Annotated in this window: 25 protein-coding genes and 1 tRNA gene; 8 read left to right on the top strand and 18 right to left on the bottom strand. The window is 68.9% G+C overall.

The genetic code is table 11. The features are described from left to right. Positions 1-261: 261 nt before the first annotated feature. The 5 genes from ACMUOO_RS02165 to ACMUOO_RS02145 form a co-directional block, all read right to left on the bottom strand. A tRNA-Glu gene (locus ACMUOO_RS02165) sits at positions 262-336 on the bottom strand. A gap of 79 nt (positions 337-415) precedes the next feature. Continuing rightward, a complete protein-coding gene (recJ, locus tag ACMUOO_RS02160; RefSeq protein ID WP_301919095.1) occupies positions 416-2,158 on the bottom strand; it encodes a single-stranded-DNA-specific exonuclease RecJ in 1,743 nt (580 codons plus the stop codon). A gap of 100 nt (positions 2,159-2,258) precedes the next feature. Beyond that, entirely contained in the window at positions 2,259-3,224 is a 966-nt protein-coding gene (gene glpX, locus ACMUOO_RS02155) for a class II fructose-bisphosphatase (RefSeq protein WP_301919427.1), read from the bottom strand. A gap of 76 nt (positions 3,225-3,300) precedes the next feature. Further along, complete coding sequence (locus tag ACMUOO_RS02150) at positions 3,301-4,587, bottom strand: homoserine dehydrogenase (protein WP_413854828.1); 1,287 nt, start codon at positions 4,585-4,587, stop codon at positions 3,301-3,303. A 91-nt stretch (positions 4,588-4,678) separates the two neighbouring features. Next, the gene (locus ACMUOO_RS02145; RefSeq protein ID WP_301919093.1) at positions 4,679-4,930 is read right to left on the bottom strand and encodes a hypothetical protein; all 252 of its coding nucleotides are present in this window, start codon (positions 4,928-4,930) and stop codon (positions 4,679-4,681) included. 102 nt (positions 4,931-5,032) lie between these two features. Between ACMUOO_RS02145 and ACMUOO_RS02140 the strand changes: the two genes are divergently transcribed. After that, complete coding sequence (locus tag ACMUOO_RS02140) at positions 5,033-5,620, top strand: TetR/AcrR family transcriptional regulator (RefSeq protein ID WP_301919092.1); 588 nt, start codon at positions 5,033-5,035, stop codon at positions 5,618-5,620. Positions 5,621-5,721: 101 nt separating this feature from the next. Here ACMUOO_RS02140 and ACMUOO_RS02135 read toward each other — a convergent pair whose 3' ends face one another. From ACMUOO_RS02135 to ACMUOO_RS02120, 4 genes are all read right to left on the bottom strand, one after another. Beyond that, positions 5,722-6,633 (bottom strand): pirin family protein, encoded by a 912-nt coding sequence (locus ACMUOO_RS02135; protein WP_301919091.1) that lies wholly within the window; start codon positions 6,631-6,633, stop codon positions 5,722-5,724. Between the two features lie 213 nt (positions 6,634-6,846). Then, positions 6,847-7,515 carry a TadE/TadG family type IV pilus assembly protein gene (locus ACMUOO_RS02130; RefSeq protein ID WP_301919090.1) on the bottom strand — a complete coding sequence of 223 codons (669 nt, stop codon included), beginning with the start codon at positions 7,513-7,515 and terminating at the stop codon, positions 6,847-6,849. 1 nt (position 7,516) lies between these two features. Beyond that, complete coding sequence (locus tag ACMUOO_RS02125; protein ID WP_301919089.1) at positions 7,517-8,059, bottom strand: TadE/TadG family type IV pilus assembly protein; 543 nt, start codon at positions 8,057-8,059, stop codon at positions 7,517-7,519. A 13-nt stretch (positions 8,060-8,072) separates the two neighbouring features. Then, the gene (locus tag ACMUOO_RS02120; RefSeq protein ID WP_301919088.1) at positions 8,073-9,782 is read right to left on the bottom strand and encodes a pilus assembly protein TadG-related protein; all 1,710 of its coding nucleotides are present in this window, start codon (positions 9,780-9,782) and stop codon (positions 8,073-8,075) included. Positions 9,783-10,155: 373 nt separating this feature from the next. On the opposite strand from ACMUOO_RS02120, the gene ACMUOO_RS02115 reads away from it, so the two are divergent. The 4 genes from ACMUOO_RS02115 (at position 10,156) to ACMUOO_RS02100 (ending at position 14,013) form a co-directional block, all read left to right on the top strand. Further along, positions 10,156-11,586, top strand: a complete 1,431-nt coding sequence (locus ACMUOO_RS02115; protein WP_301919087.1) for a Glu/Leu/Phe/Val family dehydrogenase — start codon at positions 10,156-10,158, stop codon at positions 11,584-11,586. Between the two features lie 103 nt (positions 11,587-11,689). After that, entirely contained in the window at positions 11,690-12,487 is a 798-nt protein-coding gene (locus ACMUOO_RS02110) for a crotonase/enoyl-CoA hydratase family protein (RefSeq protein WP_301919086.1), read from the top strand. 61 nt (positions 12,488-12,548) lie between these two features. Further along, positions 12,549-13,472 (top strand): DMT family transporter, encoded by a 924-nt coding sequence (locus ACMUOO_RS02105; protein WP_301919085.1) that lies wholly within the window; start codon positions 12,549-12,551, stop codon positions 13,470-13,472. A 58-nt stretch (positions 13,473-13,530) separates the two neighbouring features. Next, positions 13,531-14,013, top strand: a complete 483-nt coding sequence (locus tag ACMUOO_RS02100; RefSeq protein ID WP_301919084.1) for a CAP domain-containing protein — start codon at positions 13,531-13,533, stop codon at positions 14,011-14,013. 6 nt (positions 14,014-14,019) lie between these two features. Here the strand turns inward: ACMUOO_RS02100 and dtd are convergent, their stop codons facing one another. Then, a complete protein-coding gene (dtd, locus tag ACMUOO_RS02095; RefSeq protein ID WP_301919083.1) occupies positions 14,020-14,463 on the bottom strand; it encodes a D-aminoacyl-tRNA deacylase in 444 nt (147 codons plus the stop codon). Beyond that, positions 14,463-15,389, bottom strand: coding sequence for a carbohydrate kinase family protein (locus ACMUOO_RS02090; protein ID WP_301919082.1), 927 nt, complete (start codon positions 15,387-15,389; stop codon positions 14,463-14,465). The genes dtd and ACMUOO_RS02090 overlap by 1 nt, the downstream gene beginning before the upstream one ends. Before the next feature lie 152 nt (positions 15,390-15,541). On the opposite strand from ACMUOO_RS02090, the gene ACMUOO_RS02085 reads away from it, so the two are divergent. Further along, positions 15,542-15,958 carry an Hsp20/alpha crystallin family protein gene (locus ACMUOO_RS02085; RefSeq protein ID WP_301919081.1) on the top strand — a complete coding sequence of 139 codons (417 nt, stop codon included), beginning with the start codon at positions 15,542-15,544 and terminating at the stop codon, positions 15,956-15,958. 12 nt (positions 15,959-15,970) lie between these two features. Here the strand turns inward: ACMUOO_RS02085 and ACMUOO_RS02080 are convergent, their stop codons facing one another. From ACMUOO_RS02080 to ACMUOO_RS02055, 6 genes are all read right to left on the bottom strand, one after another. Then, positions 15,971-17,110 (bottom strand): TFIIB-type zinc finger domain-containing protein, encoded by a 1,140-nt coding sequence (locus ACMUOO_RS02080; protein WP_301919080.1) that lies wholly within the window; start codon positions 17,108-17,110, stop codon positions 15,971-15,973. Between the two features lie 11 nt (positions 17,111-17,121). After that, positions 17,122-18,240, bottom strand: coding sequence for an SPFH domain-containing protein (locus tag ACMUOO_RS02075; protein WP_301919079.1), 1,119 nt, complete (start codon positions 18,238-18,240; stop codon positions 17,122-17,124). Positions 18,241-18,255: 15 nt separating this feature from the next. Continuing rightward, positions 18,256-19,095 (bottom strand): DUF2927 domain-containing protein, encoded by an 840-nt coding sequence (locus ACMUOO_RS02070; RefSeq protein ID WP_413854822.1) that lies wholly within the window; start codon positions 19,093-19,095, stop codon positions 18,256-18,258. A gap of 109 nt (positions 19,096-19,204) precedes the next feature. After that, positions 19,205-20,386 (bottom strand): toxic anion resistance protein, encoded by a 1,182-nt coding sequence (locus ACMUOO_RS02065; RefSeq protein ID WP_301919077.1) that lies wholly within the window; start codon positions 20,384-20,386, stop codon positions 19,205-19,207. After that, entirely contained in the window at positions 20,370-21,287 is a 918-nt protein-coding gene (locus ACMUOO_RS02060) for a 5-bromo-4-chloroindolyl phosphate hydrolysis family protein (protein ID WP_301919076.1), read from the bottom strand. Before ACMUOO_RS02060 ends, ACMUOO_RS02065 begins: the two co-directional genes overlap by 17 nt. A gap of 214 nt (positions 21,288-21,501) precedes the next feature. Beyond that, positions 21,502-23,118: a pseudouridine synthase gene (locus tag ACMUOO_RS02055; RefSeq protein WP_301919075.1), complete on the bottom strand. Its 1,617-nt coding sequence runs from the start codon at positions 23,116-23,118 to the stop codon at positions 21,502-21,504. Between the two features lie 97 nt (positions 23,119-23,215). On the opposite strand from ACMUOO_RS02055, the gene ACMUOO_RS02050 reads away from it, so the two are divergent. After that, positions 23,216-23,671, top strand: coding sequence for a nucleoside deaminase (locus ACMUOO_RS02050; protein WP_301919074.1), 456 nt, complete (start codon positions 23,216-23,218; stop codon positions 23,669-23,671). Positions 23,672-24,101: 430 nt separating this feature from the next. Beyond that, a complete protein-coding gene (locus ACMUOO_RS02045) occupies positions 24,102-24,308 on the top strand; it encodes a hypothetical protein (RefSeq protein ID WP_413854819.1) in 207 nt (68 codons plus the stop codon). A 16-nt stretch (positions 24,309-24,324) separates the two neighbouring features. Here the strand turns inward: ACMUOO_RS02045 and ACMUOO_RS02040 are convergent, their stop codons facing one another. Continuing rightward, complete coding sequence (locus ACMUOO_RS02040; protein WP_301919072.1) at positions 24,325-25,017, bottom strand: metal-dependent hydrolase; 693 nt, start codon at positions 25,015-25,017, stop codon at positions 24,325-24,327. Positions 25,018-25,033 lie beyond the last annotated feature (16 nt).

Raw genomic sequence — 25,033 nt, 5'->3', positions numbered from 1 at the left:
GCAGCCATCGTTCCCGACCGCCGGATGGTGCCCTCCACCAAGAGTTCAAGGCGCATTGGGCCCTCCGTCCCGCGCCCGTACGTGGTTCCTGATGCAGTCTCCTGACAAACCGCGGACGCAACTGCGGCGCAAAGCGACAGGGCGCGGATCTGCAAGGCAAGTGCGGCGTTCCGGTGGTTTGCCGTTGCAGGAACTTCCGTCGAGCCCCGACAACGCTCAACAGAACCGCGCTGAACAAAAGCGTCTCAGAGAGGGGGAAAGTGGCAGCCCGTAGGGGAGTCGAACCCCTCTTCCCAGGTTGAAAACCTGGTGTCCTAACCGATAGACGAACGGGCCGCGCTTGGCGTGGGGCGGTGTTTAGGCCAGCCGCTCATGACTCGCAAGAGGATTTTTCGGCTTTTTCGCCGCTTGCCGGTCAGGCGCGGGCGGCGTCCTCGAGCCTGAGCTGAGGCTTCGCCCGGCCTTGCCAGTGGTTGAGTTCCAGTCGCCCGGCAAGGTGGAACCGCAAGCCGCCGTGCTGTTCCAGCAGCGGTCCGATGGGGCCGTCGAAGGCGCCAAACGCCACCGCCTCCACGGGCGCGGCCATCCCGTCGGAAAAGCCGATCCTGAGGTGGTTTTCGCCGATCCGCCGGGCATGCGTGACCCCCATGGCAGCGAAGGCGAAGCGGGGCGCGGGCGCGCCCTGGCCAAAGGGACCGGCGCGCTCGATCTCCTCGATCAGTGCGGGCGTCACCGCCCCCGGCATCATGAGTCCGTCGAGGCGCAGGTCGCGGGGGCCGGCGGTTCCGGCGCCCTGGCGCGCAAGAAGGAGCGAGAGCCGGTCCATGGCCGCCTCGATACGCCCCTCGTCCACGGTCAGTCCGGCAGCCATGCGGTGCCCGCCGCCCTTCAGCAGCAACCCCTCGGCCGCAAGGCGCTGGATCGCAGCGCCGAGGTCCACGCCTTCGACCGAGCGGCCCGAGCCCTTGCCGATCCCGCCGTCGAGGCCGATCACGACGGCGGGGCGGTTCGTCGCCTCCTTCAGCCGCGCGGCGACGATACCGACGACGCCGGGATGCCAGCCCTTGCCCGCCGCCCAGACGAGCGGCGCATCGAAGCCGCGCGTCTCGGCCTGTGCCAGTGCCGCGTCGCGCACGCGGTTCTCGATGTCGCGCCGCTCGGTGTTGAGCTCTTCGAGCCGTTCGGCCAACGCCTCTGCCTCGTGCGGATCGGCGGTGGCAAGAAGCCGGGCGCCGAGGTCGGCCGCGCCGATCCGCCCGCCGGCGTTCACGCGCGGTCCGAGAAGGAAGCCGAGGTGATAGGCCGTCGGCGCCCGGTCCATCCGCGCGATGTCGGCCAGTGCCGTGAGCCCGACGCGCTCGCGCCGTGCCATCACCTTCAGCCCCTGCCGGACGAGCGCGCGGTTGACGCCCTTGAGCGGCGCGACGTCGGCGACGGTCGCGAGCGCCACGAGGTCGAGAAGCGCCATGAGGTCGGGCCCCGCAAGCGCCTCCTCGCGCAGGAGACGGTTCGCCTCGACCAGCATCAGGAAGACGACCGAAGCGGCGCAGAGATGGCCGAGCTCGCCGCTCTCGTCCTGGCGGTTGGGGTTGACAACGGCGAGGGCAGGGGGCAGCGTCTCGGCCCCGAGGTGGTGGTCGAGGATGATCACGTCGGCGCCCTTGGCGGCGGCGACCGGCCCGTGGCTCAACGTTCCGCAGTCGACGCAGACGATGAGATCGTGCACCGCCGCCAGCCTGGCCATCGCGGGTTCGTTCGGCCCGTAGCCCTCGTCGATCCGGTCGGGAATGTAGAGCGTGGCTTCGCGTCCGAAGTGCCTGAGCCACCAGACCAGAAGCGCCGCCGAGGCGCCGCCGTCCACGTCGTAGTCGGCGAAGACCGCGATGCGCTCGCGCCCCTTCAGCGCCGTCACGAAGCGCGCCGCGGCCAGCCCCATGTCCTTAAGCGAGCGCGGGTCGGGCAGAAGTTCGCGGAGTTGCGGGTCGAGGAACCGCACCGCCTCCTCCGGCGCGACACCCCGGGCCGCGAGCACCCGGGCGAGCGGAAGCGGCAGGGCGGTCGCCTGCGCGATCGCCTCGGCCTGACGTTCCGCCTCGGCGGTGGGACCCAGCCAGCGGCGGCCCGTGGCAGATGACTCTACTCCCAGAAATGCGCTCATGGCCCCGTCATAGCCAAGGGCGGCGGCGGCGGAATGCGCCGCCCCTTCACCCGTTCCAGAATGTCCCCGGGGTCCCGGGGGGTCGCCCCCGGCCGCTCTTTCAGCGGATCGGGTTGCGGTAGATCATGCGGCGGACCGAGCCGGTCTTCGACCGCATAAGGATCGTCTCTGTCTCGATATAGGTCGGTTCGCGCTTCACCCCGCGCACGATGGAGCCGTTGGTCACGCCGGTCGCGGCAAAGATCACGTGGCGCGTCACCATCTCGTCGCGCGCATAGATCCGGTTCAGGTCCTTGATCCCGGCCTTGGCGGCGCGTCCCCGCTCGTCGTCGTTGCGGAAGATGAGCCGTCCCCACATCTGCCCGCCCATGCATTTCAGCGCCGAGGCCGCGAGCACGCCCTCGGGCGCGCCGCCGGAGCCCATGTACATGTCGATGCCGGTGATCTCGCTCTCCGCGCAGTGGATCACACCCGCCACGTCACCGTCGGTGATGAGCCGGATCGCGGCGCCCGTCCCGCGGACCTCCTTGATCATCTCCTCGTGCCGCGGGCGCTCGAGGATGCAGACGGTGATGTCGGTGGGCTTGCAGCGCTTGGCCTTTGCCAGTTCCACCACCCGTTCGGTCGGGCTCATCTCCAGGCTCACGACGTTCTTCGGCAGGCCCGGCCCGATGGCGAGCTTGTCCATGTAGACGTCCGGAGCGTGCAGAAGCGTGCCGCGCGGCGCCATGGCGATCACGGTCAGCGCGTTCGGCATGTCTTTCGCGGTCAGCGTCGTGCCCTCGAGCGGATCGAGAGCGATGTCGACCTCGGGGCCTTCGCCGGTGCCCACTTCCTCGCCGATGTAGAGCATCGGCGCCTCGTCGCGCTCGCCCTCGCCGATGACCACGGTGCCCTTGATGTCGAGAAGGTTGAGCTGGTCGCGCATGGCGTTGACCGCAGCCTGGTCGGCGGCCTTCTCGTCCCCGCGCCCGATGAGGCGGGCCGAGGCATGTGCGGCTGCCTCTGACACGCGGGCGAGGCCCAGCGAGAGCATGCGGTCGTGGAATTCCTGGGCGTCGGCCATGGTGGTGTCCTGCTGGTTCCGGGTCACGTGCATCTAGCCGGTCCCTGCGGAACGGGGCAAGCCCCACGCGGCGGACTCAGACCGATTCGATCCGGATCGCCACCGGCTCGCCCAGCACCACGCCGGTGCCGGGCAGTCGGCGGGCGGCGTGGTCGATCGCCTCGCGCGTCGTCTTGTGGGTGACGATCAGTACCGGGGCAGAGGCATCGGCATGGCCGTACTGCCGCATCCGGTCGATGGAGATGCCTTCCTCGCCGAGGATCGTCGCCACCTTGGCGAGCGCGCCCGGCTTGTCGGTCAACTCCATGCGAAGGTAAAAGGGCGCCGGCGCCATCGCCTTCGCCGCCACCGGCTCGGCGAGCGTGTCCGCCGGCTGGCCGAAGGTGGAGATGCGGCAGCCGCGCGCGATCTCGATCACGTCGGACATGACGGCCGAGGCGGTCGGACCGGCGCCGGCACCGGCGCCGCGCAGCACGATCTGGCCGACGCTGTCGCCTTCGAGGACCACCATGTTGGTGCCGCCATGGAGCTGGCCGAGCGGGCTCTCGGCCGGCACGAGGCAGGGCGACATGCGCTGTTCGAGGCCCCGCCCCGTCATCTGCGCAACGCCGAGGAGCTTGATCCTGAACCCCATGTCGGCCGCCCGGCGGATGTCGTCAATGGAGATCCGGCCGATCCCTTCCAGTTCAACCGCGTCGAAGGCGACGCGGGTGCCGAAGGCGATGGCGGCCAGCAGGCTCAGCTTGTGGCCGGCGTCGATGCCGCCCACGTCGAGATTGGGGTCGGCTTCCAGATAGCCGAGCTGGCGTGCCTCCTCGAAGACCTCGGCGTAGGCGAGCCCGGCGCTTTCCATCCGCGTCAGGATGTAGTTGCAGGTGCCGTTCATCACGCCCATGACGCGGGTGATCGCGTTCCCCGCCAGCCCCTCGGTCAGCGCCTTGACGACCGGGATGCCCCCCGCGACTGCGGCCTCGAAGCGGATCACATGGCCCCTGGCTTCGGCCTGCGCCGCGAGCGTGTGGCCGTGGTGCGCCAGCATCGCCTTGTTCGCCGTCACGACGTCCTTGCCTGCCGCGATGGCAGCGCGCGTCGCGTCGAAGGCGGCGCCATCGGCCCCGCCCATGAGTTCGACGAAGACGTCGACGTCCTTGCGCGTGGCGAGGCGCACGGGATCCTCCTCCCAGACATAGGACGACAGATCCGCGTCGCGGTTCTTCATCCGGTCGCGTGCGGAGACCGCGCTGATCAGGATCGGCCGCCCCGTGCGACGGGCCAGAAGCTCGGCGTGTTTCTGGATGATCTTCACCGTTCCGATGCCCACCGTGCCAAGGCCGGCAATGCCGAGACGCAGGGGCTGGGACATGGGAGACTCCGTCGCTGAGGGACGCCCGGGCGGGCGTCCCGGGTGTTAGCCCGAAGCCTGCCCGGTTGCAACGTGGTTGCGCCCGCCGGGGTCAGCCAGAGGGGTCGGCCGCCTGCAGCGCGGCTGCCCGGGCGCGCAAGGCAGCCGCGCGGGCCGCGACGGCCGCCGCCGGATCGGCGGCGGGAGCAGGCGGCACGGCGGCCAGAAGCGCGTCGATCGGCATGAGCGCGGGCCAGGCCGCCTGCGTCGCCGGGGCTTCCGGCCTGTCCTTCAGCGCAGGCAGGGCCGCACAGGCGGCGAGCGCCGGCAGGACGCAGATCGGGATAAGGCGGGCAGGGCGCATCTTTGGCTCCGTCGGTAGGGCAGAGGATAGCCCGCGCCCGGCGCGGCGCAAGGCCAGGCGGCGCGGGATTGTATTGAACGCGCGTTCAGATAATCTTCCGGCATGGCACGCAAGACCGGCTCGCATTCGGAGATCACCGGCCCGCGCATCCGCGCGGTGGCACGCTCGCTATTCGCGCGCTACGGCTTCGCGGCCGTCTCGATGCGCCAGATCGCGGCCGAGGTGGGGGTGCAGGCGGGCGCGCTCTACCTCTACACGCCCGACAAGGAGACGCTGCTCTTCGAGCTTCTGAAGGCGCATATGGACGAGCTTCTGGCGGCCTGGGACGCCGTGCCTGCGGGTGACGGCCCGCTTGCACGGCTCGAAGCCTTCGTACGGTTCCACATCCGCTTCAACCTCGACCGGGCCGAGGCCGTCTTCCTTTCCTACATGGAACTGCGGAACCTCGGGCCGGAGAACTTCGCCGTGATCGAGGGGCTGAGGCGCGACTACGAAACCCGGCTCGAGACGATCCTTCGCGACGGTGTCGTGGAGGGACTCTTCGCCGCGCCGGACTCCAAGGTGGCCTCGCTCGCGATCATCGCCATGCTCACCGGCGTGACCACCTGGTACCGCGAGGGCGGGCGGCTCGACCGGGACGCCGTGGGCGACATCTACTGGGACATGGTCCGCAAGGCCGTCGCCGCCTGAGGCGCCTTGCCTTCTGCCGGGAAATGCTTCGGGCCCCGCGAATTGGTGCGTCACCGGTTCGGGGCCCGATGAAGGGCTGGCAATGGCCCCGTCGCCACCGCTCAGTGCGCGGGGCGGATGAAGGTCCCGTTTCTGAGGTCGGCCATCGCCTGCCGCAGTTCCTCCTGCGTGTTCATCACGATCGGCCCGTGCCAAGCCACCGGCTCCTCTATCGGCGCGCCGGAGATGAGGAGGAAGCGGATACCTTCCTCGCCCGCCTGGACGGTTACTTCCTCACCGGTGCCGAAGCGAATGAGCGTCCGGTTGCCCGAGAGGTCGCGGATGTTCACCTCGCGCCCCATGACTTCCTTTTCGAGGAGCACGCCCTCGGGCCGCGACGCAGCGGCAAAACGCCCCGCGCCCTCGAAGACATACGCGAAGGCGCGGCGGTAGGTGTCGACCCGGAAGGTCTTGCGCCGCCCCGCGGGGACGAAGATGTCGAGGTACTGCGGATCTGCGGCGATGCCGTCAACCGGGCCGGTCTTGCCCCAGAAGGAGCCGACCACGACGCGGACGATGGTTCCGTCGTCGTCGATGACCTCGGGGATCTCGGCCGAGTTCACGTCCTGATAGCGCGGCGCCGTCATCTTCAGCCGCGAGGGCAGGTTGGCCCAGAGCTGGAAGCCGTGCATCTGGCCCCTGGCGTTGCCCTGCGGCATCTCCTGGTGGAGGATGCCGGAGCCCGCGGTCATCCACTGGACGTCGCCCGAGCCGAGCCGGCCGCGGTTGCCGAGCGAGTCGCCATGTTCGACCGTGCCGGCGAGCACGTAGGTGATCGTCTCGATCCCCCGGTGCGGGTGCCAGGGAAAGCCGCGCAGGTAATCCTCGGGCCGCTCGTTGCGGAAATCGTCGAAGAGAAGGAAGGGGTCAAGTTCCTTCGGGTCGCGGAAGCCGAAGGCGCGGTGCAGCTTGACGCCGGCGCCCTCCATGGTCGGGAGGGCTTGGCGGGCATCGATGACCGGGCGGATGGACATGTGGCTTCTCCTGTTCGCGGAGGGGATCATGCCAGGCGATATAGGATGTGGACGTGCCCGCCGCAGCCCGTGCGGTGCCGGCGCTGCGGCACAGGTCCTGTGCTTCCGGTGCGTGACGGACCGGCAACGCTCCGCGCGCCCGCGGGGGGGGGAATATGCGAAGCCCGGGCGCGGGGGCGCCCGGGCATGCTGTCCCGCCACGAGGTTGTCGGGTCAGGTGTTGTCGGGGTCGATGGTGATGTCGCCCGTGTTGTCGTCGCTGACGTTGTCCGACATGTCGACATCGCTGTCGTAGATGCAGGCGGGAAGCGTCGACCCGTCATTGAGGTCGTACTTCACGCAGGAGGTGAAGCGCGGCCGGGTGGTAATGAAGGTCGTGTACCACTGCGCCTTGAGCCCGATGTTGAAGATCGGCTCGTAGGCCATGTTGGTCTCGACGAGGATGACCGAGTCGCCCGCGGGCATCACCGGGATCCGGTCGGCGTCATTCTGGATCGTCGTGTCGGTCTGGCCGCCCACGGGGCCTGTCGCATAGGACCAGGCGATCTCGTACCGGTTGTCGACATCGTCCCAGATCACGCTCGACACCCGGACCCAGGTCGGCTTGCGCGAGAAGGTGAGGTAGTCGAAGAGCGTATTGAGCCCGTCGATGTAGTTGCTGTCCACCGCATCGTCGGGCTGCACGCGCGAGACCATGTCGGCGATCGTGTAGGCGGCCTTCAGGTTGATGTTCTTCTGGCGATAGGCGTCGAAGAACTGGAACGAGGCGACATACCACCAGATCAGCCAGGTCGAGGCGATGATCCCCTCGACCGGCATCGAGCCGCGGGTCTCGCGGGCGAAGGAGGCGGTGCGCAGGCGCAGGCGCGACAGTATGGACATCTCAGCCCCCCACATCGGGTTCGTTGACGAAGGCCGTGGCGGCGACCAGCGCATAGGCGCCGGTATTGTCCCGCGGCAACTGGAAGCCGAGTCCCGAGGTCGGGAAGATCGGGTCGAACTTGGTGCAGGCGCGGATCAGCATCATGTTGTCGCCGACGCCCGTGTCGAAGGTGGTCACCGGCTTGATCGGCTCGGCCCGGTCCACGCAGATCGGGCCGGAGGCGAGCGGTTCCCAGGTCTCGGTGCTGACCGGGCGCAGTTCGATCAGCAGCACGTTCATGCAGTCGGGAATAACGCCCGCGCGGTTGCAGACAGTCCGCTTGAAGTCTTCGTGCGTCGGGTTCAACCAGTTGCCGAGCCGGAGATCGCGGACCGACATGTCGAGCGCGCGTTCGAGCATGACATGGCGCAGCATGAGTGTCCCCATCTCGAGCGAGGACATCACCAGGAGCATGAAGAAAGGCAGGAAGATGATGAACGGGATCGTCGCCGTTCCGTCCTCTTCCCGCGCCAGGCGGGCGCAGCGGGCCCGCAGTCTGTTCATGAGCCAGGCCATGTCAGTGCGTCAGCCTCAGCTTGTTGATGGAGTTCACGATGCCCGCGAACGCGTCGTTGATGTCGAGGCCCTCCACCGCGTAGTAGCCGGCGTTCTGGCACGATTCGAGCAGGTTCTGGCCCTGTGTCGGCGCTTCGAAGGCGATGGTGTAGATGCGGATGCCGTTGGCCTTGGCCGCGTCGCAGACGTCACGTGTCATACCGTCCTTGGCGCTGGCGATGTAGGTGTTGGCCTTCGGGTTCGTGACCGAGGCGGGGCGCCACTGGTTTCGGGTCGAGCTGCTGCCATAGGCGCGGTAGATCAGCTCGTCGGAGAACCAGTAGATCGACATGTCGCCCCAGACCTGCTGCCAGGTCATCGGCACCGACGACGGCGATCCGGTCCAGCCGGTATCGCCCGACTTGTCACCCCAGGGTTCCGTCCGCCAGGCGTTCAGGGCGAAGATGTAGTACTTGTTCTTCGAAGCGTCCCAGAGCGAATACTGATTTCGCGACCAGTCGTCGGAGGACGAGCCGTTCGTCCGGTAATAGGGGTTGCGCACCAAAAGGCTCTGGCCTTCGTCGTAATAGGGGGTCGACGTGGTATTGTTGCGCAGCCGGTATTCGGTCGTGTTGGCGCCGTCGGTCATCAGCACGATGATCTTCAGCGCCTCGGTGTCGTCGAAGGCATAGGGCCGTTCGGAAAAGGCGCCGGGCAGATCGCCGTCAGCGATCATCCCGTCCACGACCGGCTGCATCGACGGGTCGAGCAGCGCCGAGCCCCATTTCATGCCGATGTCGATCGAGGTGTTTCCCTCTGCCGTCAGGTTGTCGATGAAGGTTTTCAACTGGTCGCGGTCGCCCGAGAAGGGCAGGATGTGCCGCTCCGCTTCCACCGGGCAATTCGGCAGCGCGCTGCTGTTTCCGGTCACCGGCGTGGTCTTGTTGAACGGGTCGAAGTGGCCGTTGCGCTGATAGACGCGCGCGCCGCCGATCGAGACGGCCGTCGTGTCGAAATCGCCCTTCGAAACGTCGAACTCGATGCAGGTCGAGTTCGTGTGCTCGTTGGTGATGTTGAAGTAGCTCGCGAGGTCGTCGCTGATCGAGACCTGCGTGGCGTAGGGAATGATCGAGATCGAGACCTTGTCTTCCTCGGCGGAGTCGAAGATCTGGTCGACGAAGCTTTTCGCGGCGGGCTTCAGGTTCGTCAGCCGGCTGTTGGAGTTCATCGAGCCCGAGACGTCAAGGATGAGCGAGATCTCGATCTGGCCCACGCTTTCCTCGGCGGTCGAGGAAGCGGGTGTAGACAGCGTCTTGACGCCGACGAGCGCCATGAACCAGGTCGGCATTTCCTCGGAGACCGAGATTTCCACCTTGCGGTAGTCGGTGAGCGTGCCCTCGGTGACGATTATATCGTCATCGGCCGGCGGTTTCAGCCCGGCCTTCAGGAAGTAATCCTTCACCACTTCCTTCGGATCGAGCGATTGCTGGAGGTCGGCAGCGGCCAGCGAGGCGCGGTCGATGGTATTCTGCAGCGTCGTGCGGCGCTCCTCGAAGCGCATCAGGTCGAGCGCCACCCCGGCGAGCAGCAGCATCATCACGAAGGCGAAGAGCCCGAATATGATCAGCGAGCCGTCCTCTTCGCGCCGGAAACGGCGAAGGGCATCAGTGGCCCGCCCTGCGGCGGCTGGCGCGGCCTTGGCCACGGAAACGGACTTTGGGGCAATCATCATCTTCGTTCAACCTCTCCCCAGGACGGCACCCGGAACGCAATCCCGGAATGCACCGCGCACGGCACTCGTTGTCGTTACGAGTTAGGGCAAAAGTTCGGTCGCAGATGAGGCGAAATTGCGGCAGAGGTGTCTGCCTGCCCACCATTGGTCGCGGTTGCGCGTCTTTCCGCCCAAGGTCCGCAGATCGTTGCGAGAGCCCGGACAATCGACCGCGGATGATTCTCGCTCTGCCACGGGCCGGGCCGGGTGGCTGCCGGTTCGCTTGCCTTTCCGGCGGGCGCTGCTTACCAAGTGGGCAGAACGCGCGCGGACCTTGGCCGAGGTGACGGCGCGCCCCCGGCCCGCGCCGGGAATGCCAGCCAGGGAGGTAAGCATGGCCGCCAACGGGGAACCGAGTTTCCGTCAGTCCGTCGATCTCATGTTCAACCGCGCGGTCGCGGTGATGGACCTTTCGCCGGGCCTGGAGGAGAAGATCCGGGTCTGCAACTCCACCTACACGGTTCGGTTCGGCGTGCGCCTGCGGGGCGGCATCCATACCTTCACCGGCTACAGGTCGGTCCATTCCGAGCACATGGAACCGGTGAAGGGCGGTATCCGCTATGCCATGAGCGTGAACCAGGACGAGGTGGAGGCGCTCGCCGCGCTGATGACCTACAAGTGCGCCCTGGTCGAGACCCCCTTCGGCGGATCGAAGGGGGGCTTGCGGATCGACCCCCGCGAATGGGACGAGTTCGAACTGGAGATGATCACCCGGCGCTTTGCCTACGAGCTGATCAAACGCGATCTCATCAGCCCCGCGCAGAACGTGCCCGCACCCGACATGGGCACAGGCGAGCGCGAGATGGCCTGGATTGTCGACCAGTACCAGCGGATGAACACCACCGACATCAACGGCGCCGCCTGCGTGACCGGCAAGCCGATCAATTCCGGCGGCATCGCCGGCAGGGTGGAGGCGACCGGGCGCGGCGTGCAGTTCGCGCTGCGCGAGTTCTTCCGCCACCCGCACGACATGGCGCGGGCCGGGCTCAAGGGCACGATCGACGGCAAGCGGGTGATCGTGCAGGGCCTCGGCAACGTCGGCTATCACGCGGCGGAGTTCCTCTCGACCGAGGACGGGGCGCGGATCGTCGGCATCATCGAGCGCGACGGTGCGCTGCACAATCCCAACGGGATGAACGTGCAGGCCGTGCGCGACTGGCTGATCCGTCATGGCGGGGTGAAGGGTTGTCCCGAGGGCACCTATGTCGCCGACGGCGCGCTGCTTCTCGAGGAGGACTGCGACATCCTCGTCCCGGCGGCGATGGAGGGCGTGATCCACCTCGGCAACGCGGCAAGGATCAAGGCGCCGCTCATCATCGAGGCCGCGAACGGGCCGATCACTGCCGGCGCGGACGACATCCTCAGGACCCGCGGCGCGGTGATCATCCCGGACCTTTTCGCCAATGCCGGCGGTGTCACCGTCTCCTATTTCGAGTGGGTGAAGAACCTCAGCCACATCCGCTTCGGCCGGATGGAGCGCCGGCAGGAGGAGGCGCGCCACCAGCTTCTTGTGGACGAACTCGAACGGCTTTCTTCCGACAAGGGCCTCGGCTGGACGCTCTCTCCCGACTTCAAGAGCCGCTATCTTCGCGGCGCGGACGAACTGGAACTCGTCCGCTCGGGTCTCGACGACACGATGCGGGGCGCCTACCAGTCGATCAGCCAGATATGGAACGGCCGGCAGGATGTCACCGACCTCCGGATGGCGGCCTATATCGTGGCCATCGACCGGGTGGCGAAGAGCTACCGCTCGAAAGGGCTCTGAGGCCGCGGGTGCCAGGGTGACCGAGGGGTCACCTCGGCGAGGCCGGCGCGGTGGCGGTCCTTCGCCGCCGCAGCCATCCTGGGACCGAACGGAGGAGAAGTTCATGACGGCCATCGACGATCTGCCGCTGACCAACCTCGGCGTGGCCTTGGACGCGGACGGTATCGCGACCGTCACGCTGAACCGCGCCGACAAGCGCAACGCGCTGAATGCGGTGACCGTGGAGGAACTGATCGCACTTTTTTCGGCGATTCCCCGGGCGGGTGTGCGCGCCGTCGTCCTGCGCGCCGCGGGCGATCACTTCTGCGCCGGGCTGGACCTTGTCGAGCATCTCAACGCCGATCGCACGCCGGCCGAATTCATGCAGCTCTGCCTGCGCTGGCACGAGGCTTTCAACAAGATGGAGTATTCCGGAGTGCCGATCATCGCCGCGCTGAAAGGCGCGGTCGTGGGCGGCGGGCTGGAGCTTGCCTCGGCCGTCCACATCCGGGTGGCGGACGCCAGCACCTACTTCGCGCTGCCGGAAGGCCAGAGGGGTCTTTTCACCGGCGGTGGCGCCACGATCCGGGTCGCGGACCTCGTCGGCAAGGCGCGGATGATCGACATGATGCTGACGGGTCGCATCTACAAGGGCGCGGAGGCGGTCTCGGTCGGCCTCTGCCAGTATCTCGTGGAGGACAGCGAGGCCAGGGCCATGGAGATCGCCCGCGCGGTCGCGGCCAACACGCCGCTCGCCAACTTCGCCGTCTGTTCGGCCATCAGCCACATGCAGAACATGTCGGCGCTGGATGCGGCCTATGCCGAGTCCATGGTGGCGGGCATCGTCAACACCCAGACCGAGGCGCGGGGACGGCTGGCCGCCTTCGCCGACAAGACCGGGGCTCGGGTGCGGCCGGACTGACGCTTTCGCCTTGCAGTGACAGGCGCTTTCCGCCTTTCCTGTGCCGGGAAGGAACGGGCAGATGAACCCCTTGCGCGGCATTCTCCTGAAACTCGCCTCGGTGGCGGTGTTCATGGCCATGGCGAGCCTGATCAAGGCCGCCTCCGACGCGGTGCCGCCGGGCCAGGCGGTGTTCTTCCGCTCGGCCTTCGCGGTGCCGGTGATCCTTGTCTGGCTGATCGCGTCCCGCGGCCTCCGGGCGGGGCTGGTCACCACAAACCCCTTGGGCCATTTCTGGCGCGGGTTGATGGGGACGGCGGCGATGGGGTTCGGCTTCGCCGGCCTCGGCCTCCTGCCGCTGCCCGAGGTGACGGCGATCGGCTATGCCGCGCCGCTCCTCACCGTCGTCTTCGCGGCGATGTTCCTCGGCGAGACGGTGCGCGCCTTCCGCATCTTCTCGGTCGCGCTCGGCCTTGCCGGCGTGCTCATCGTTCTCTCGCCGAGGCTGACCGCGCTCCGGGCGGGCCAGATCGGCGCCGAGGAGGCGCTGGGCGCCATCGTGGTCCTCGTCGGCGCCGTCTTCTCTGCGCTCGCGCAGGTCTTCGTGCGCAAGCTCGTGACCGAGGAGAAGACCTCGGCCATCGTCTTCTATTTCTCGGTCAACTCGGCACTCCTGTCGCTCGTGACGCTGCCCTTCGGCTGGGCCATGCCGGATGCGGAGGCGGCGGCAATGCTGGTGACGGCCGGGCTGCTCGGCGGCATCGGTCAGGTGCTGCTGACCTCCTCCTACCGTCACGCGGATGCCTCCGTCATCGCGCCCTTCGAGTATGCCTCCATGCTCATGGCGCTCGGCGTCGGCTACTTCGTCTTCGGCGAGGCGCCGGGGCTCGCGGTGCTCGGCGGCGCGGCGCTCGTCGTCGTCGCGGGCATACTGATCATCTGGCGCGAGGGGCGCCTCGGGCTGGAGCGCAACCGCCAGCGCAAGTCGATGACCCCCCAGGGTTGATCGCGGCTCGCCCCTCCGGCAGTCTGCGGCGCAGCCAGTCGTCGCGGGAGCAGGCCGAATGAAATCGCTAATTGCTGCCCTTGTCCTTGGCGCCGCCGTTGCGGCAGGGTCCGCCGAGGCCGCCGGCTGCGGCCGTCCGGCCGGCAACGCGGCCGAGGTCGAGGCGCTCGCCGCCGCGATCAACCGCTTCCGTGGCGAACAGGGTCTGCGTCCGCTCGCCATCGCGCCGCAGCTGACGCGGGCGGCGGGCGACCACGCCTGCGCCATGGTCGCGCGAAACGAGTTCAGCCACAGCCTCGGCGGCAGCGCCAAGACGCGGATGCGAAAGGCCGGCTGCAGCGCGCGGCTTGTCGGGGAAAACATCGCGATGGGCTACGGCCAGGGTGTGCAGGTGTTCCGCCAATGGCTCGAGTCACCCGGGCACCGCAAGATCATGGCGCTGAAGGGCGTCGCGGTCATGGGCATCGGCGTCGCGGCGCCCGAGCCGGGGCAGGGGGGCGGCCCGCGCTGGGTGTTGCAGGTCGCGGCACCCTGCCGGTGAGCGGCCTCAGCCGTCGGTGTCGAGCCAGATCGTCACCGGCCCCTGGTTCACGAGCGCCACGTCCATGTCCGCGCCGAATTCGCCATTCTCCACGCGAATGCCCTCCGACCGGAGGCGGTCGGAGAAATGCCGGTAGAGCCGCTCGCCCTCGGCCGGCGGCGCGGCAGTGGAAAAGCCCGGACGGTTGCCGCGCGAGGTGTCTGCGGCGAGCGTGAACTGGCTGACCACGAGCGCAGCGCCGCCGGTATCGAGGAGCGCGCGGTTCATCTTGCCGTCCGCGTCGCGGAAGATTCTCAGCCGCGCGATCTTGCGGGCGAGCGCGTCTGCCGCGGCTTCGCCATCGCCCTGCATGGCGCATACGAGGATGAGGAGTCCCTCGCCGATCGCGCCGGTCTCGCGGCCCGCGACGGTCACCCGTGCCTCGCGCACCCTTTGGACCAGCGCGCGCATCAGGCCAGATCCCTTGCCCAGGGCGGGTTCGCGCCCGCGCGCGAAACGGTGACGGCCGCCGCCCGGGTGCCAAGCGAGAGGGCGGCGCGAAGCGCGTCCTCCGGGAGTGCGGCGATACCCGCCTTGGTCAGCACGCCGGCCGCGCGCAGCGCCGCGAGGACGCCCGCGTTGAAGGTATCGCCTGCGCCGACGGTGTCGGCCACCTCCACCCGCCGCGCCGGTACGAAGATGGAATGTGCCGCGGTGAAGGCGTGCGCCCCGGCTGCGCCCTCGGTCACGAAGACCGCTTTCGGCCCCTTCGCCAGCAACGCCTCGGCCCCGGCGGCAATCCCGTGGCCGCCGACCAGCCAGCGCAAATCCTCGTCCGAGAGCTTCACGATGTCGGAAAGTGCGATCATGCGGCCGATCCGGGCGCGGTAGGCTGCCTCGTCGGCGATGAACGAGGGCCGGATGTTCGGATCGAGCATCATCACGCGGCCCGACCCCGCCTCGCGCTCCATCAGCGCCTGATAGGTCGCGCCGCCCGGCTCCACCATCAGGCTGATGCCGCCGAAAAAGAGCGCCTCGACCGTTTCCGGCAGGGTGGGCAGATCGCCGGGCCGGATCATCCGGCCGGCCGTGTTCTCGTCGTAGAAGGCATAGCTCGCCTGCCCGTCCCTCAGCGTGACGAAGGCGAGCGTGGTGGGGCGGGCGGATCGGACGAGAAATGCGGTATCGACGCCCGAGGCCGCCAGCGCGGCCGTCAGCAACTGCCCGAAGAGGTCGGTCGAGACGCCGGAGAGAAAGCCCGAGGGCGCGCCGAGCCGGCCGAGCGCGATTGCGGTGTTGAAGACGGCGCCGCCGGGGTAGGGGGCGAAGGCGTCCTCGCCCCCCTCCGTCCTTCGGGGCAGCATGTCGATCAGCGCCTCGCCGCAGCTCAGGATCATCCCGCCCCTCCGTTAGCGTAAACGGCACCGCCATAGCCGAGCGGGGTCCGCCCCGCAACGGGCAAGCGCGCATTGATGCGCGTCAGGGACGACTCGGGCGGCCCACGGCATCTTCCCTGACATTCCCGCAACCTTATCGCAGGAGAATCTTCATGGTCGAGAAAACCCCCGCAAGCGCCTTCTGGCCGTCGTTCTACGAACCCTTCCGCCACTTCGGCGCGCGCCTGTCCGAATGGCTGGCACCGGCCTCCGAGGCCTCCTCCGACGACAAGACCTACCGGATCGCCATCGAACTCCCCGGCGTGGAGGAGAAGGACATCGAGGTAACCGTCAACGAGGGCATGGTGACGGTGAAGGGCGAGAAGAAGGAGAGCCGCGAAGAGAAGGGCGACACCTGGTATTTCAGCGAGCGCCAGTTCGGCAGCTTCAGCCGGTCGTTCCGTCTTCCGGCCGACGCCGACCAGGGCAAGGTCAGCGCCGACCTCAGGGACGGCGTGCTGACGCTGACGGTCGCCCGCGCCGCCCCCGAGGTGGCGACGTCGCGCAAGGTGCCGATCGGCAAGAGCTGACGGCGGCGCCGGTCAGTAAGAGGACCGGAGGTCGATCCAGCCCTGCTGGTCGGCGTATTGCAGGCCGAGAGCGATGGCGGCGGCCAGGAGTGCCCCGAGGATCACCGCGCCGGCGATCTTCCACGCCGACCACGGCCGCTCGCCCGCAACCGACCCGGTCTGTCCGTTGACGACGAAGCGAAAGCTTTGGCCCCGGTACCGGTAGGCGGCGGTCCAGACCGGCAGGAGGATGTGCTTGAAGGTCACCGCCGAGACCTGCGTCTGGATCTGGTGGATTTCCTGCCGGTCGCCGCCGATGTCGAAGCGCACGTCGCGCTCGATCATCCGGTCCATGTAGGCACGGGCCTCGGCCATGCCTTCCTCCAGCCCGACGGTGTAGCCCTCGGCGCGGAAGCCCGCCAGGAATTCGGGCGCATAGGGCTGGAGCCGCGTCAGGTCCCAGGGCTGGAGCGCCTGGGTGTGACCCTCGGGGAGGGACCGCGCGGCGAGGACGAGCACATCGTCGAAGAACCGCGCGACACGGCCCGAGACCGGGGTCCAGCGGACCCGCGCGACCTGCCGGTCCTGCCAATGCACCCGGCCCTGGGCGTCGCGGACCTGCACGCGCTGGGTCTCGTAATAGACGATGCCGCGCCGTCCGGCGTAGCTTGACCGCGTGTCGGCGTCGAAGGTCCAGTAGGGGACATATATCCCGCCGAGCGCGCGGCCCTTGCGGGCATAGTCCCGGAGCCCCGAGGGCGCGAACCAGAGCGAGCCGAGCCAGTCCGTCATCGCGCGGCGCGCTTCGGTCTCGGTCAGCACGAAGGGGGCGACGCCCTTCGGCTTGATGTGCCGGCTCTCCCCGGTGTCGGCGACGACCGGGGTGGCACAGAACGGGCATTCGGTGGAATGCACCGCGGGGTCGAACTGCACCTCGGCCCCGCAGTTGGGGCATTTCGAGTAGCGTGCCTCCTCGACCTCGGTGTCGGGCAACGCCGCCTCGACGCCGGCGCGGAAGTCGGTCTCGGGAATCGGCTGATGGCCGCGCGACCCCTCGGCCATCGCTTCGCTGTGCCCGCAGTGGTCGCAGACGAGCCGCCCCTCACCCGGCGCGAAGCGCAGGTCGGCCCCGCAGCGGGGGCAGGGAAAGCGGTGCTCCTCGGCCGGCGTCATGGTTGCAGGACTCAGCCACCCGAAGGCGGAACAGGCGGCGGCGGGGGCGGCATGACGGTGAAGAGCTGGGCGAGCTCGGCGATCTCGCCCGCCGGTTTCCAGCCGTCCTGGCCGGGGGCCCAGACGAGCGTTTCGCGGGTGAGACTTCCGTCATGGACGAGCCGGCCGAGATGGCCGCGGCCATAGGGCCCCTCTACGGCGCCCGAGCGCGCTAGGTGCCAGACCTTCTCGACCGGAGGCGGGGGCGGCGGTACCTGCGCGGCGGGCGCAGCGGGCGCGGCGCCCCACGGTCCCAACTGCTGTCCCATCGCCATGCCGATCCCGGCGCCGACGCCCGCGCCCATGACCGATCCGGCCGACCCGTCGCCGCGCCCGAGCGCCTCTGCCGCGGAATACTGCATGAAGCGGCCGAGGTCGCCCACGATCCCCATCGAGGTGCGCTTGTCGAGCGCCGCCTCGACGGCTTCGGGCAGGCTGATGTTCTCCACGTAGAACTCCGGGATCTCGAGCCCGTAGGCCGCGACGGCGGGCGCGATGGCGCGCGCGACGATCTTGCCGAGATCGCCAGTGTTCGCCGCCATGTCGAGCACCGGGATTCCCGATGACGCGATGACGCGGCTGAATTCCTGCACGATGATGTTGCGGATCTGGAAGCTGATCTCGCTGGCGGTGAATTCTCCATCCGTTCCAACGATCTGCGAGAGGAACTTCGCAGGCTCGGACACCCGCATCACGTAGGTCCCGTAGGCCCTGAGCCGGACCGGCCCGAATTCCGGATCGCGGGCGATGATCGGGTTCTTCGTGCCCCACTTCTGGTCGGTGAAGCGGGTGGTATTTACGAAGTAGATCTCGGACTTGAAGGGCGAGCGGAAGCCGTGGTCCCAGTGCTGCAACGTCGTCAGCACCGGCATGTTGTTGGTCTCCAGCATGTAGAGACCGGGGGTGAAGACATCGGCGATCTGGCCTTCGTGGACGAAGACCGCCGCCTGCCCCTCGCGTACCGTCAGCTTGGCGCCATACTTGATCGCGTGGCCCTCACGCTCGAACCGCCAGACCATCGTGTCGCGCGTGTCATCGACCCAGTGGATGACGTCGATGAATTCGCCGGTGAGAAAGTCGAGAATACCCATGGTCACCTCCTGATCCTAGCTTTCGCCCGGGACAAGTTCGGCTGCCATCGCTTCCACGATGGGCCGCGCCTCGGCCAGGGTCATCCCCGGCTTCAGCCGGGGGTCGTAGAGCATCTTCAGCATCAGCTCGTCCTGCCGCGTCAGCAGGGCGAATTCCTCATTGTCGTTGAAGATCGAGGGCCGGGCGCGGGGCCAGTCGTTCACAAGGCCGAGGCTCTGGGCCAGCTCCTCGTGGATGCAGGCGAGGCGGAGCCGCTCCGGCAATTCGCCCCGAATGACTGTCAGCGCCCGGGAATAGATCGCGCTCCTGCCCGCGGTGAACGCGAAGACCGTGCAATAGGTATCGGCCGGCATCTCGACGACGGAGCGGACGGCGGCCTCGCCGGTCGCAGGCGCAAGCGCGGCGATCCGCGTCGCCGCAGCCGAGCGCTCGTCGCTGTTGAGGAAGAGGACGGTATGGTTCGCCCGCCAGCCCGTCATCCGCATGGGCAGTCCGGTCAGTGCGGAAAGCCGTGAGACGTAGCCCGCAACGACCGCACGGTCCGCCGCGCGCTGGGCTGCCGGAACGGAGGCGCCGAACTCGACGGCGACGCGCACCGGTTCCTCCCAACGGTGCAGACGGTTTTCCGAGGACGCCGCAACGAGCCGCCCGCCGCGTTCGGCAAATTCGTCGTAGAAGGCGATGCGGATGAAGTTCTCCGCAAGATCGCGGGCGCCAAAGGGTGTGTCGGCGCCGCCGCCGTCGGTGCGCAGGAGGTCCTGTGCGAGGTAGTTCGCCTCGACCCGGGCATAGTAGGCCCGGGCCGCCTCGGTCGCCCCGCGGGGCGCGGCGCCGGCGGGGTCCCGCGGGGCCACCGCGCGCGGCGGGGCCCGCGCGGCAGGGCCAAGGGCCACCGGTTCGCACCCGGCGAGGACCGCGAGAAGGAGGGGGGGCAACAGGAACCGCAAGGCGGGGTGCATGATCTCAGACGCTGGTCCCGAGGGTGGTGCCGGTGCCGGTCGTCCGCGCCTTCGCGGCGGCGAGCGTCTCGCGCAGGTCGGCCTCCATCTTCTTCAGTTCCGCCTCGGCCGCCGCGCGCTTGCGCTTGCCCTCGTCGGCGATGCGCAAGGAATCCTCGATGGTGCCGATGAGTTCCGCATTGGCGGTCTTGACCGCCTCGATGTCGAACACGCCCCGCTCCATCTCGGTCCGAACGATTTCATTGGCTTGCCGGAGGTTCTTCGCGTTCGCGGTGAGAAGCTCGTTGGTAAGGTCATTGGCCTCGCGCACGGCCGAGGCCGCCTCGGACGACCGCTGGATGGTGACTGCCTGCGCAAGCTGGGTTTCCCAGAGCGGCACGGTGTTGACGAGGGTGGAGTTGATCTTCGTCACCAGGCTCTTGTCGTTTTCCTGCACCAGCCGGATCGAGGGCAGCGACTGCATTGTGACCTGTCGCGTCAGCTTCAGGTCGTGCACGCGCCGTTCGAGGTCATCGCGCGCGGAACGGAGGTCGCGCAGCTCCTGTGCCGCCATCACCTTGCCCTCCTCCGGCGCGGCGTCAACTGCCGCGGCCTTTGCCGGTATGTCGGTCGCATCCAGTTCCGCCAGTTTCGCCTCGCCTGCCGCGATGTAGAGGGCAAGTTCGTCGTAGAAGTTCAGCGTCTTGTCATAAAGCACGTCCAGGGACTTGATGTCCTTGAGCAATTTGTGTTCGTGGCCGAGAAGGTCGCCGGTAATCTTGTCGATCTGGCCCTGGACCTGTTCGAACCGTGCGAGGAAATTCGCGAAGGGCGCGGTGCGGCCCAGAAGCCGTTCCCACCATGACAGTTTGCGCCGCACGTCAAGCTCCGAGACCGAGAAGCCGCGGATCGTGGTGACGATCTCGCGCAACGAGTCACCCGCCGGGCCCACGTCCTTGTTGCGCACGTCGGCCAGCATCGCCTGGCTGATCTGCTGCAACTCTCCCTGCGCGGCCGAGCCGAAGTTCACGATCGAGCCGGTGTCGGTCATGTCGAGTTCGGCGATGCGCCTGCGGATCGCCTCGGCCAGGGGCGCGGGCGCCTTCTCGAGCGGTATCACCTCGGCCGCGGGTTCCGGAAGCACGACGGCGGTCACTTCCTCGACGGCGGCCAGGGCGCGGGCGGCATCTTCACGGACGCTGGACATGGTCACTCTCCACTGTGGCTGGGGCTGGGTCCGCCAGACGCACACCCTCGCGCTTCAGGCGGTCGCGCAGGACCGAGATCTCGATGTCGAGGTCGGTCCGGTTGTCTTCCAGAAGCGCGGTGGTGCGGCGGGCGAAGGTCGTTTCGAGGTCGTCGAGCAAAGCCTCGTAGTCGGCGCGCGCGGCGGGGGCGTGCGACCGCGCCCAGAGGTCGGCGAACTTGATCGTCGCGTCGCGCGCGCCCATCAGATAGACGCCGAGCCAGCGGCGCGCCGCCGTCAGGTCGCGGGGGTCTTCCTCCACCGTGCGGAAGAGCGCGCGGGCAGTGACGGCGAAGCGTTCGACGCGGGCGAGGATCGCCCGGTCGCGGGTGCGTTCGGCGGCCGTGCGCATTTCGGCGAGGTGGCCCTCGCCCTCCGCGACGATGCGCGCCACGCGGTCCTGCTGGAACGGGTCGAGTCCCGCCATGCCCTTGTCGCGCAAGGGGTCGGCGCCGAAAGCGAAATGGTGCAGCGCCGCGCCGATGCCGCAGAGAAGGAGAGGGCCGACCAGGTCGGGCCCGCCCCAGGCGCCGAGGAAGAGGCCAAGGCCGGTCAGGGCCGAGCCCGCGATCTTGCGCGGGAAGGCGGGGCGGCGGGCCGAGCGGCGGGCGGCATAGGTCTCGGCCGCGCGAACGCCCTCGCGCGTGAGCCACGCCGCCCCGACAAGCAGGCCGAAGGCCGCGAGATAGCGGGCAAGACCGGCCGGGTCCTGGAAAAAGGCCTTGAGCGCGAAGGGGACGGCGACCGCGAAAAGCCAAGCCGTCCGACGCTCCGCCCGGCTTGGCGGCGCCTCGTGCGGGGGAGGGGATGCGTCGGTGCCCTGCGGCGTGGGGCTGAACCTGCCGCCGAACCGTTCGGCCATCATGCGCCTCCGATCCTCATGCCCCACCCGTCAGCGCGACATAAAGCGTCAGCGCCAGAAGGAGGTTGAAGGCAAGACGCTGCAACCCGGATTCCGTCATCCGCTACCCCCGACCATACACGAAACAGACTGGCACGGCGCAACGGGAATGTCCAAGGGCCGAAAACGGTTCCCTGACGTCGCGGCGGCAGCACGCCGCAGGGGGCAGATGGCGTCAGCCCCGTCCGCGCGGCTTCGGTCCGGGTTTCGGTCCCGGCTTTCCGCCGGGCTTGCGGCCCGGGGCCGGACCCGGCTTGCCGCCGCGCCGGTCGTCGCCGCCACGAGGGCCGCGCGGCGCCTCGGCTCGTGGCGGCCGGGCCGGACCTCCGGCAGCGCCGCGCGGCTTGAAGGGCTTGCCGCCTTCGCGCTTCCCACCCTCGCGGTTACCGCCCTCGCGACGGTCCGGGCCGCCGGTCGCAGCCTCGCCCCGGTCGGGGCGCGGCGGCCGCGACCGGAACGCCCGGTCGCCATCGGCTGCCTTCGCGAACGACTTCCGCGGCGGCCTCGCCTCGTCACCCTCGCGGGGCGGACGCGGCTTGTGGGGGCGGTCGCCGGCGGCCTTCCGCGGCGGCCTCGCCTCGTCACCCTCGCGCGGCGGACGTGGCTTGTGGGGGCGGTCGCCGGCGGCCTTCCGCGGCGGCCTCGCCTCGTCACCCTCGCGCGGCGGACGTGGCTTGTGGGGGCGGTCGCCGGCAGCCTTCCGCGGAGGCCTTGACTCGTCGCCCTCGCGCGGCGGACGTGGCTTGTAGGGGCGGTCGCCGGCGGCCTTCCGCGGCGGCCTTTTCTCATCGCCTTCGGCGCGCGGGGCGCGCGCGCGGAAGGGCCGCTCGCCCGTCTCCTCGCCCATCAGGGGGCGCGGCTTGCGCGGCGCGCCGCTGCGCGGCGGCCGGTCGCCCGTGTCGGCACCTGGGCGGCGCGACCGGTTTCCACCGTGGCCCTCGGGCCGGTCCTCGCGCAGCGGCCGGGGCTTGAAGACGCGGTCCCCGACGCCGGGCTTGCCGCCGCGCTTCGGATCCTTCGCGGCTCCGGCGCGGGGCTTGCGCTGGGGGGGCTTTTCCTCGCCGCCCGCGCCGAGCTGGTCGCGCAGGACGCGGGCCTTCACCTCGACCACGTCGCCGGGCTTCATGGTGTTCAGGCGGAAGGGACCGTAGCTGACCCGGATCAGCCGGTTCACCGTCAGTCCGACCTCGGCCATGGCCCGGCGCACCTCGCGGTTCTTCCCCTCTCGGATGCCGACGGTCAGCCAGGCATTCGCGCCCTGCTGCTTGTCGAGCGTCACCTCCATAGGCTGGAGGTCCTCGCCGTCGATGGCGACGCCGCGGCGCAGGGGGTCGAAGGTCGCCTCGTTCGGGCGGCCGTTCACCCGCACACGGTATTTCCTGAGCCAGCCTGTCGACGGCAGTTCCAGCCGCCGCTTCAGCTCGCCGTCATTGGTCAGGAGCAGGAGGCCCTCGGAATTGAGGTCGAGCCGCCCGATGCTCATCACCCGCGGCATCCCTTCGGGCATGGTGTCGAAGACGGTCTGGCGGCCCTTTTCGTCCCTGGCCGAGGTCACGAGGCCGACGGGCTTGTAGTAAAGCCAGAGCCGCGCGGGCTGCGGTGCGTCGATCGGCTTGCCGTCGAGCGTGACCTTGTCGCCGGGCCGCACGTCAAGCGCGGGGCTCGTGACGACCGCGCCGTTCACGGCGACGCGCCCCGCGACGATCATCTTTTCCGCGTCCCGGCGCGAGGCGACGCCGGCACGGGCCATCACCTTGGCGATCCGTTCACCCGTTGCGGTCTCGTCGGTCATGATCGCGCCCCCCGGCTGGCTGAGGCGCATCCTCTAGCGCCATTCCGCGCGCGGGGGAAGCGCTTGCTTCGTGGCCGGCGGCACGGCAAGAGGGGGCATGGGACGGTTCACGAGCCATATGGCGGCGGCGCTCGCCGAAGCGCGCGCGGCGGGCGAGCGGGGCGAGGTGCCGGTGGGCGCCGTCGTCGCGGCGCCAGACGGCCGCATCGTCGCCGCCGCCGGGAACCGCACGCGGGAACTGGGCGATCCGACTGCCCACGCGGAGGTTCTGGCGCTCCGGGCCGCCTGCGCGGCTGCGGGATCGGAGCGGCTGCCGGGCCACGACCTTTATGTCACGCTTGAACCCTGCCCGATGTGCGCGGCCGCGATCTCCTTCGCCCGGATCGCCCGGCTCTACTACGGGGCCGAGGATCCGAAGTCCGGCGGTGTCGCCCACGGCGCGCGGGTCTTTGCCCACCGCCAGTGCCACCACGCGCCCGAGGTCTACGACGGCATCGGGGCGGCGGAGGCCGCGGCGCTGCTGACGGAGTTCTTCCGCGACCGCCGCGACTGAGCGTGCCGGCGCCCCACCTGCGACATTGTGTCAGGGGCGACACATACAATCGCTTCCGCCCGAGCGATACAATTCCGCGCTTTGTCTGCCCAAATGCTCGTGTATGTTCGCGCCAGTCCCAACACCCTCAGGAAAGGAGGCGCCGGATGTATGATCTTGATCTCGCGACGCTCCGTTCCGGTGCTGGCGCGTATTGCGGAAGGTCCGGCCTCGCCCGCTCGGTGCGAGCGGCGATGATCTGGACCGGCAACCGCAGCTGCTGAACCAGCACGTGCCGTTGGGACGATGATCCGGAACTGACCGGCCACGTCCTTTCATCAAAGCTATCCCGACGCCGGCGCTTCGTCCGGCTTGGGGCATTCCAGTCAACATCCATTGAGGAATCCGGGGTCTCTGGCCGCCGGATCGCGTGAAGAAAATGAACGCCCAAGTGAATCGTGATTTCGTGAGCCCCGCAGAGGCCGTTCAGGCCGTCGTGGCGGAATACGGACTGGTGCGGGTGGCGCTGGCACTGGCCGGGTTGATCGCACGCCCGGGCCGCCGAGCGCGCATCTGGGAAGGCGACATGCCCGACCGCATGCGCCGCGACATCGGCCTCCATCCGCTGCCGCCGGCGCGGAACTACTGGGAGCTGTGAGGCGCCTTGCGGCGCCTCAGAAGGTGATCGGGTCCAGCACCTCGGGCTCGATCACCTGCACTCCGGGAAGGCCTGCCTTCAGGTCGTCCGCGTTTTGTGCCAGCAGCGGGAAGGTGCGGTAGTGGCAGGGGATGACGGTCCTGAAGGCGAAGTACTTCCGCGCCGCCCAGGCCGCCATCCTCATGTCCATCGTGTAGTGTCCGCCGGCGCAGAGGATGCCGATGTCGGGGGCGAAGTATTCGCCCATCCAGCCCATGTCGGCCATCACTGTGGTGTCGCCGGTGACGTAGATCGTGTGGCCTTCGCCCGCGATCATGAAGCCCGACTCGTGCCCGGCATAGATCGGCCCGTCCTTGCCGCCGAGCGAGGAGGAATGGCAGGCGTTCACCATCGTAACCTTCGCGCCGGCCAGATCGACCGTGCCGCCCTTGTTCATTCCGATCCCCTCGATCGACTCCTTGCCTTCCCAGAACGAGATCAGGTCGTAGATGCCGACGACCGGCAGGCCGAGGTCCTTCGCGATCGCCACCGCGTCGCCGGCGTGGTCGCCGTGGCCATGCGTCACGAGGACATGGGTCGCGCCGCGGATCGCCTCGGCGCGGCGCGCCGCCGGGAACATCGGGTTGCCGGTGAGCCAGGGGTCGACAAGCAGCACCGCCCCCTCGATCTCGATGCGGAAGCCGGAATGGCCGAGCCAAGTGATCTTCATCGCGCGCTCCTTTCGC

Source organism: Albidovulum sp. (assembly GCF_041919395.1).
Classification (GTDB): domain Bacteria; phylum Pseudomonadota; class Alphaproteobacteria; order Rhodobacterales; family Rhodobacteraceae; genus Albidovulum.
This window is presented reverse-complemented; position numbering and strand designations above follow the sequence as displayed.

Excerpts from the sequence above, each read along its gene's own strand:
- ACMUOO_RS02090 (WP_301919082.1), bottom strand. The coding sequence starts at position 15,389 with ATGATCCTGAGCTGCGGCGAGGCGCTGATCGACATGCTGCCCCGAAGG.
- dtd (WP_301919083.1), bottom strand. The coding sequence starts at position 14,463 with ATGCGCGCGCTGGTCCAAAGGGTGCGCGAGGCACGGGTGACCGTCGCG.
- ACMUOO_RS02145 (WP_301919093.1), bottom strand. The coding sequence starts at position 4,930 with ATGCGCCCTGCCCGCCTTATCCCGATCTGCGTCCTGCCGGCGCTCGCC.
- ACMUOO_RS02080 (WP_301919080.1), bottom strand. The coding sequence starts at position 17,110 with ATGACGCCGGCCGAGGAGCACCGCTTTCCCTGCCCCCGCTGCGGGGCC.
- ACMUOO_RS02100 (WP_301919084.1), top strand. The coding sequence starts at position 13,531 with ATGAAATCGCTAATTGCTGCCCTTGTCCTTGGCGCCGCCGTTGCGGCA.
- ACMUOO_RS02130 (WP_301919090.1), bottom strand. The coding sequence starts at position 7,515 with ATGTCCATACTGTCGCGCCTGCGCCTGCGCACCGCCTCCTTCGCCCGC.
- ACMUOO_RS02040 (WP_301919072.1), bottom strand. The coding sequence starts at position 25,017 with ATGAAGATCACTTGGCTCGGCCATTCCGGCTTCCGCATCGAGATCGAG.
- ACMUOO_RS02050 (WP_301919074.1), top strand. The coding sequence starts at position 23,216 with ATGGGACGGTTCACGAGCCATATGGCGGCGGCGCTCGCCGAAGCGCGC.
- ACMUOO_RS02150 (WP_413854828.1), bottom strand. The coding sequence starts at position 4,587 with ATGTCCCAGCCCCTGCGTCTCGGCATTGCCGGCCTTGGCACGGTGGGC.
- ACMUOO_RS02120 (WP_301919088.1), bottom strand. The coding sequence starts at position 9,782 with ATGATGATTGCCCCAAAGTCCGTTTCCGTGGCCAAGGCCGCGCCAGCC.
- ACMUOO_RS02065 (WP_301919077.1), bottom strand. The coding sequence starts at position 20,386 with ATGTCCAGCGTCCGTGAAGATGCCGCCCGCGCCCTGGCCGCCGTCGAG.
- ACMUOO_RS02105 (WP_301919085.1), top strand. The coding sequence starts at position 12,549 with ATGAACCCCTTGCGCGGCATTCTCCTGAAACTCGCCTCGGTGGCGGTG.
- ACMUOO_RS02140 (WP_301919092.1), top strand. The coding sequence starts at position 5,033 with ATGGCACGCAAGACCGGCTCGCATTCGGAGATCACCGGCCCGCGCATC.
- glpX (WP_301919427.1), bottom strand. The coding sequence starts at position 3,224 with ATGGCCGACGCCCAGGAATTCCACGACCGCATGCTCTCGCTGGGCCTC.
- ACMUOO_RS02135 (WP_301919091.1), bottom strand. The coding sequence starts at position 6,633 with ATGTCCATCCGCCCGGTCATCGATGCCCGCCAAGCCCTCCCGACCATG.
- ACMUOO_RS02115 (WP_301919087.1), top strand. The coding sequence starts at position 10,156 with ATGGCCGCCAACGGGGAACCGAGTTTCCGTCAGTCCGTCGATCTCATG.
- ACMUOO_RS02085 (WP_301919081.1), top strand. The coding sequence starts at position 15,542 with ATGGTCGAGAAAACCCCCGCAAGCGCCTTCTGGCCGTCGTTCTACGAA.
- ACMUOO_RS02060 (WP_301919076.1), bottom strand. The coding sequence starts at position 21,287 with ATGGCCGAACGGTTCGGCGGCAGGTTCAGCCCCACGCCGCAGGGCACC.
- ACMUOO_RS02075 (WP_301919079.1), bottom strand. The coding sequence starts at position 18,240 with ATGGGTATTCTCGACTTTCTCACCGGCGAATTCATCGACGTCATCCAC.
- ACMUOO_RS02125 (WP_301919089.1), bottom strand. The coding sequence starts at position 8,059 with ATGAACAGACTGCGGGCCCGCTGCGCCCGCCTGGCGCGGGAAGAGGAC.
- ACMUOO_RS02055 (WP_301919075.1), bottom strand. The coding sequence starts at position 23,118 with ATGACCGACGAGACCGCAACGGGTGAACGGATCGCCAAGGTGATGGCC.
- recJ (WP_301919095.1), bottom strand. The coding sequence starts at position 2,158 with ATGAGCGCATTTCTGGGAGTAGAGTCATCTGCCACGGGCCGCCGCTGG.
- ACMUOO_RS02110 (WP_301919086.1), top strand. The coding sequence starts at position 11,690 with ATGACGGCCATCGACGATCTGCCGCTGACCAACCTCGGCGTGGCCTTG.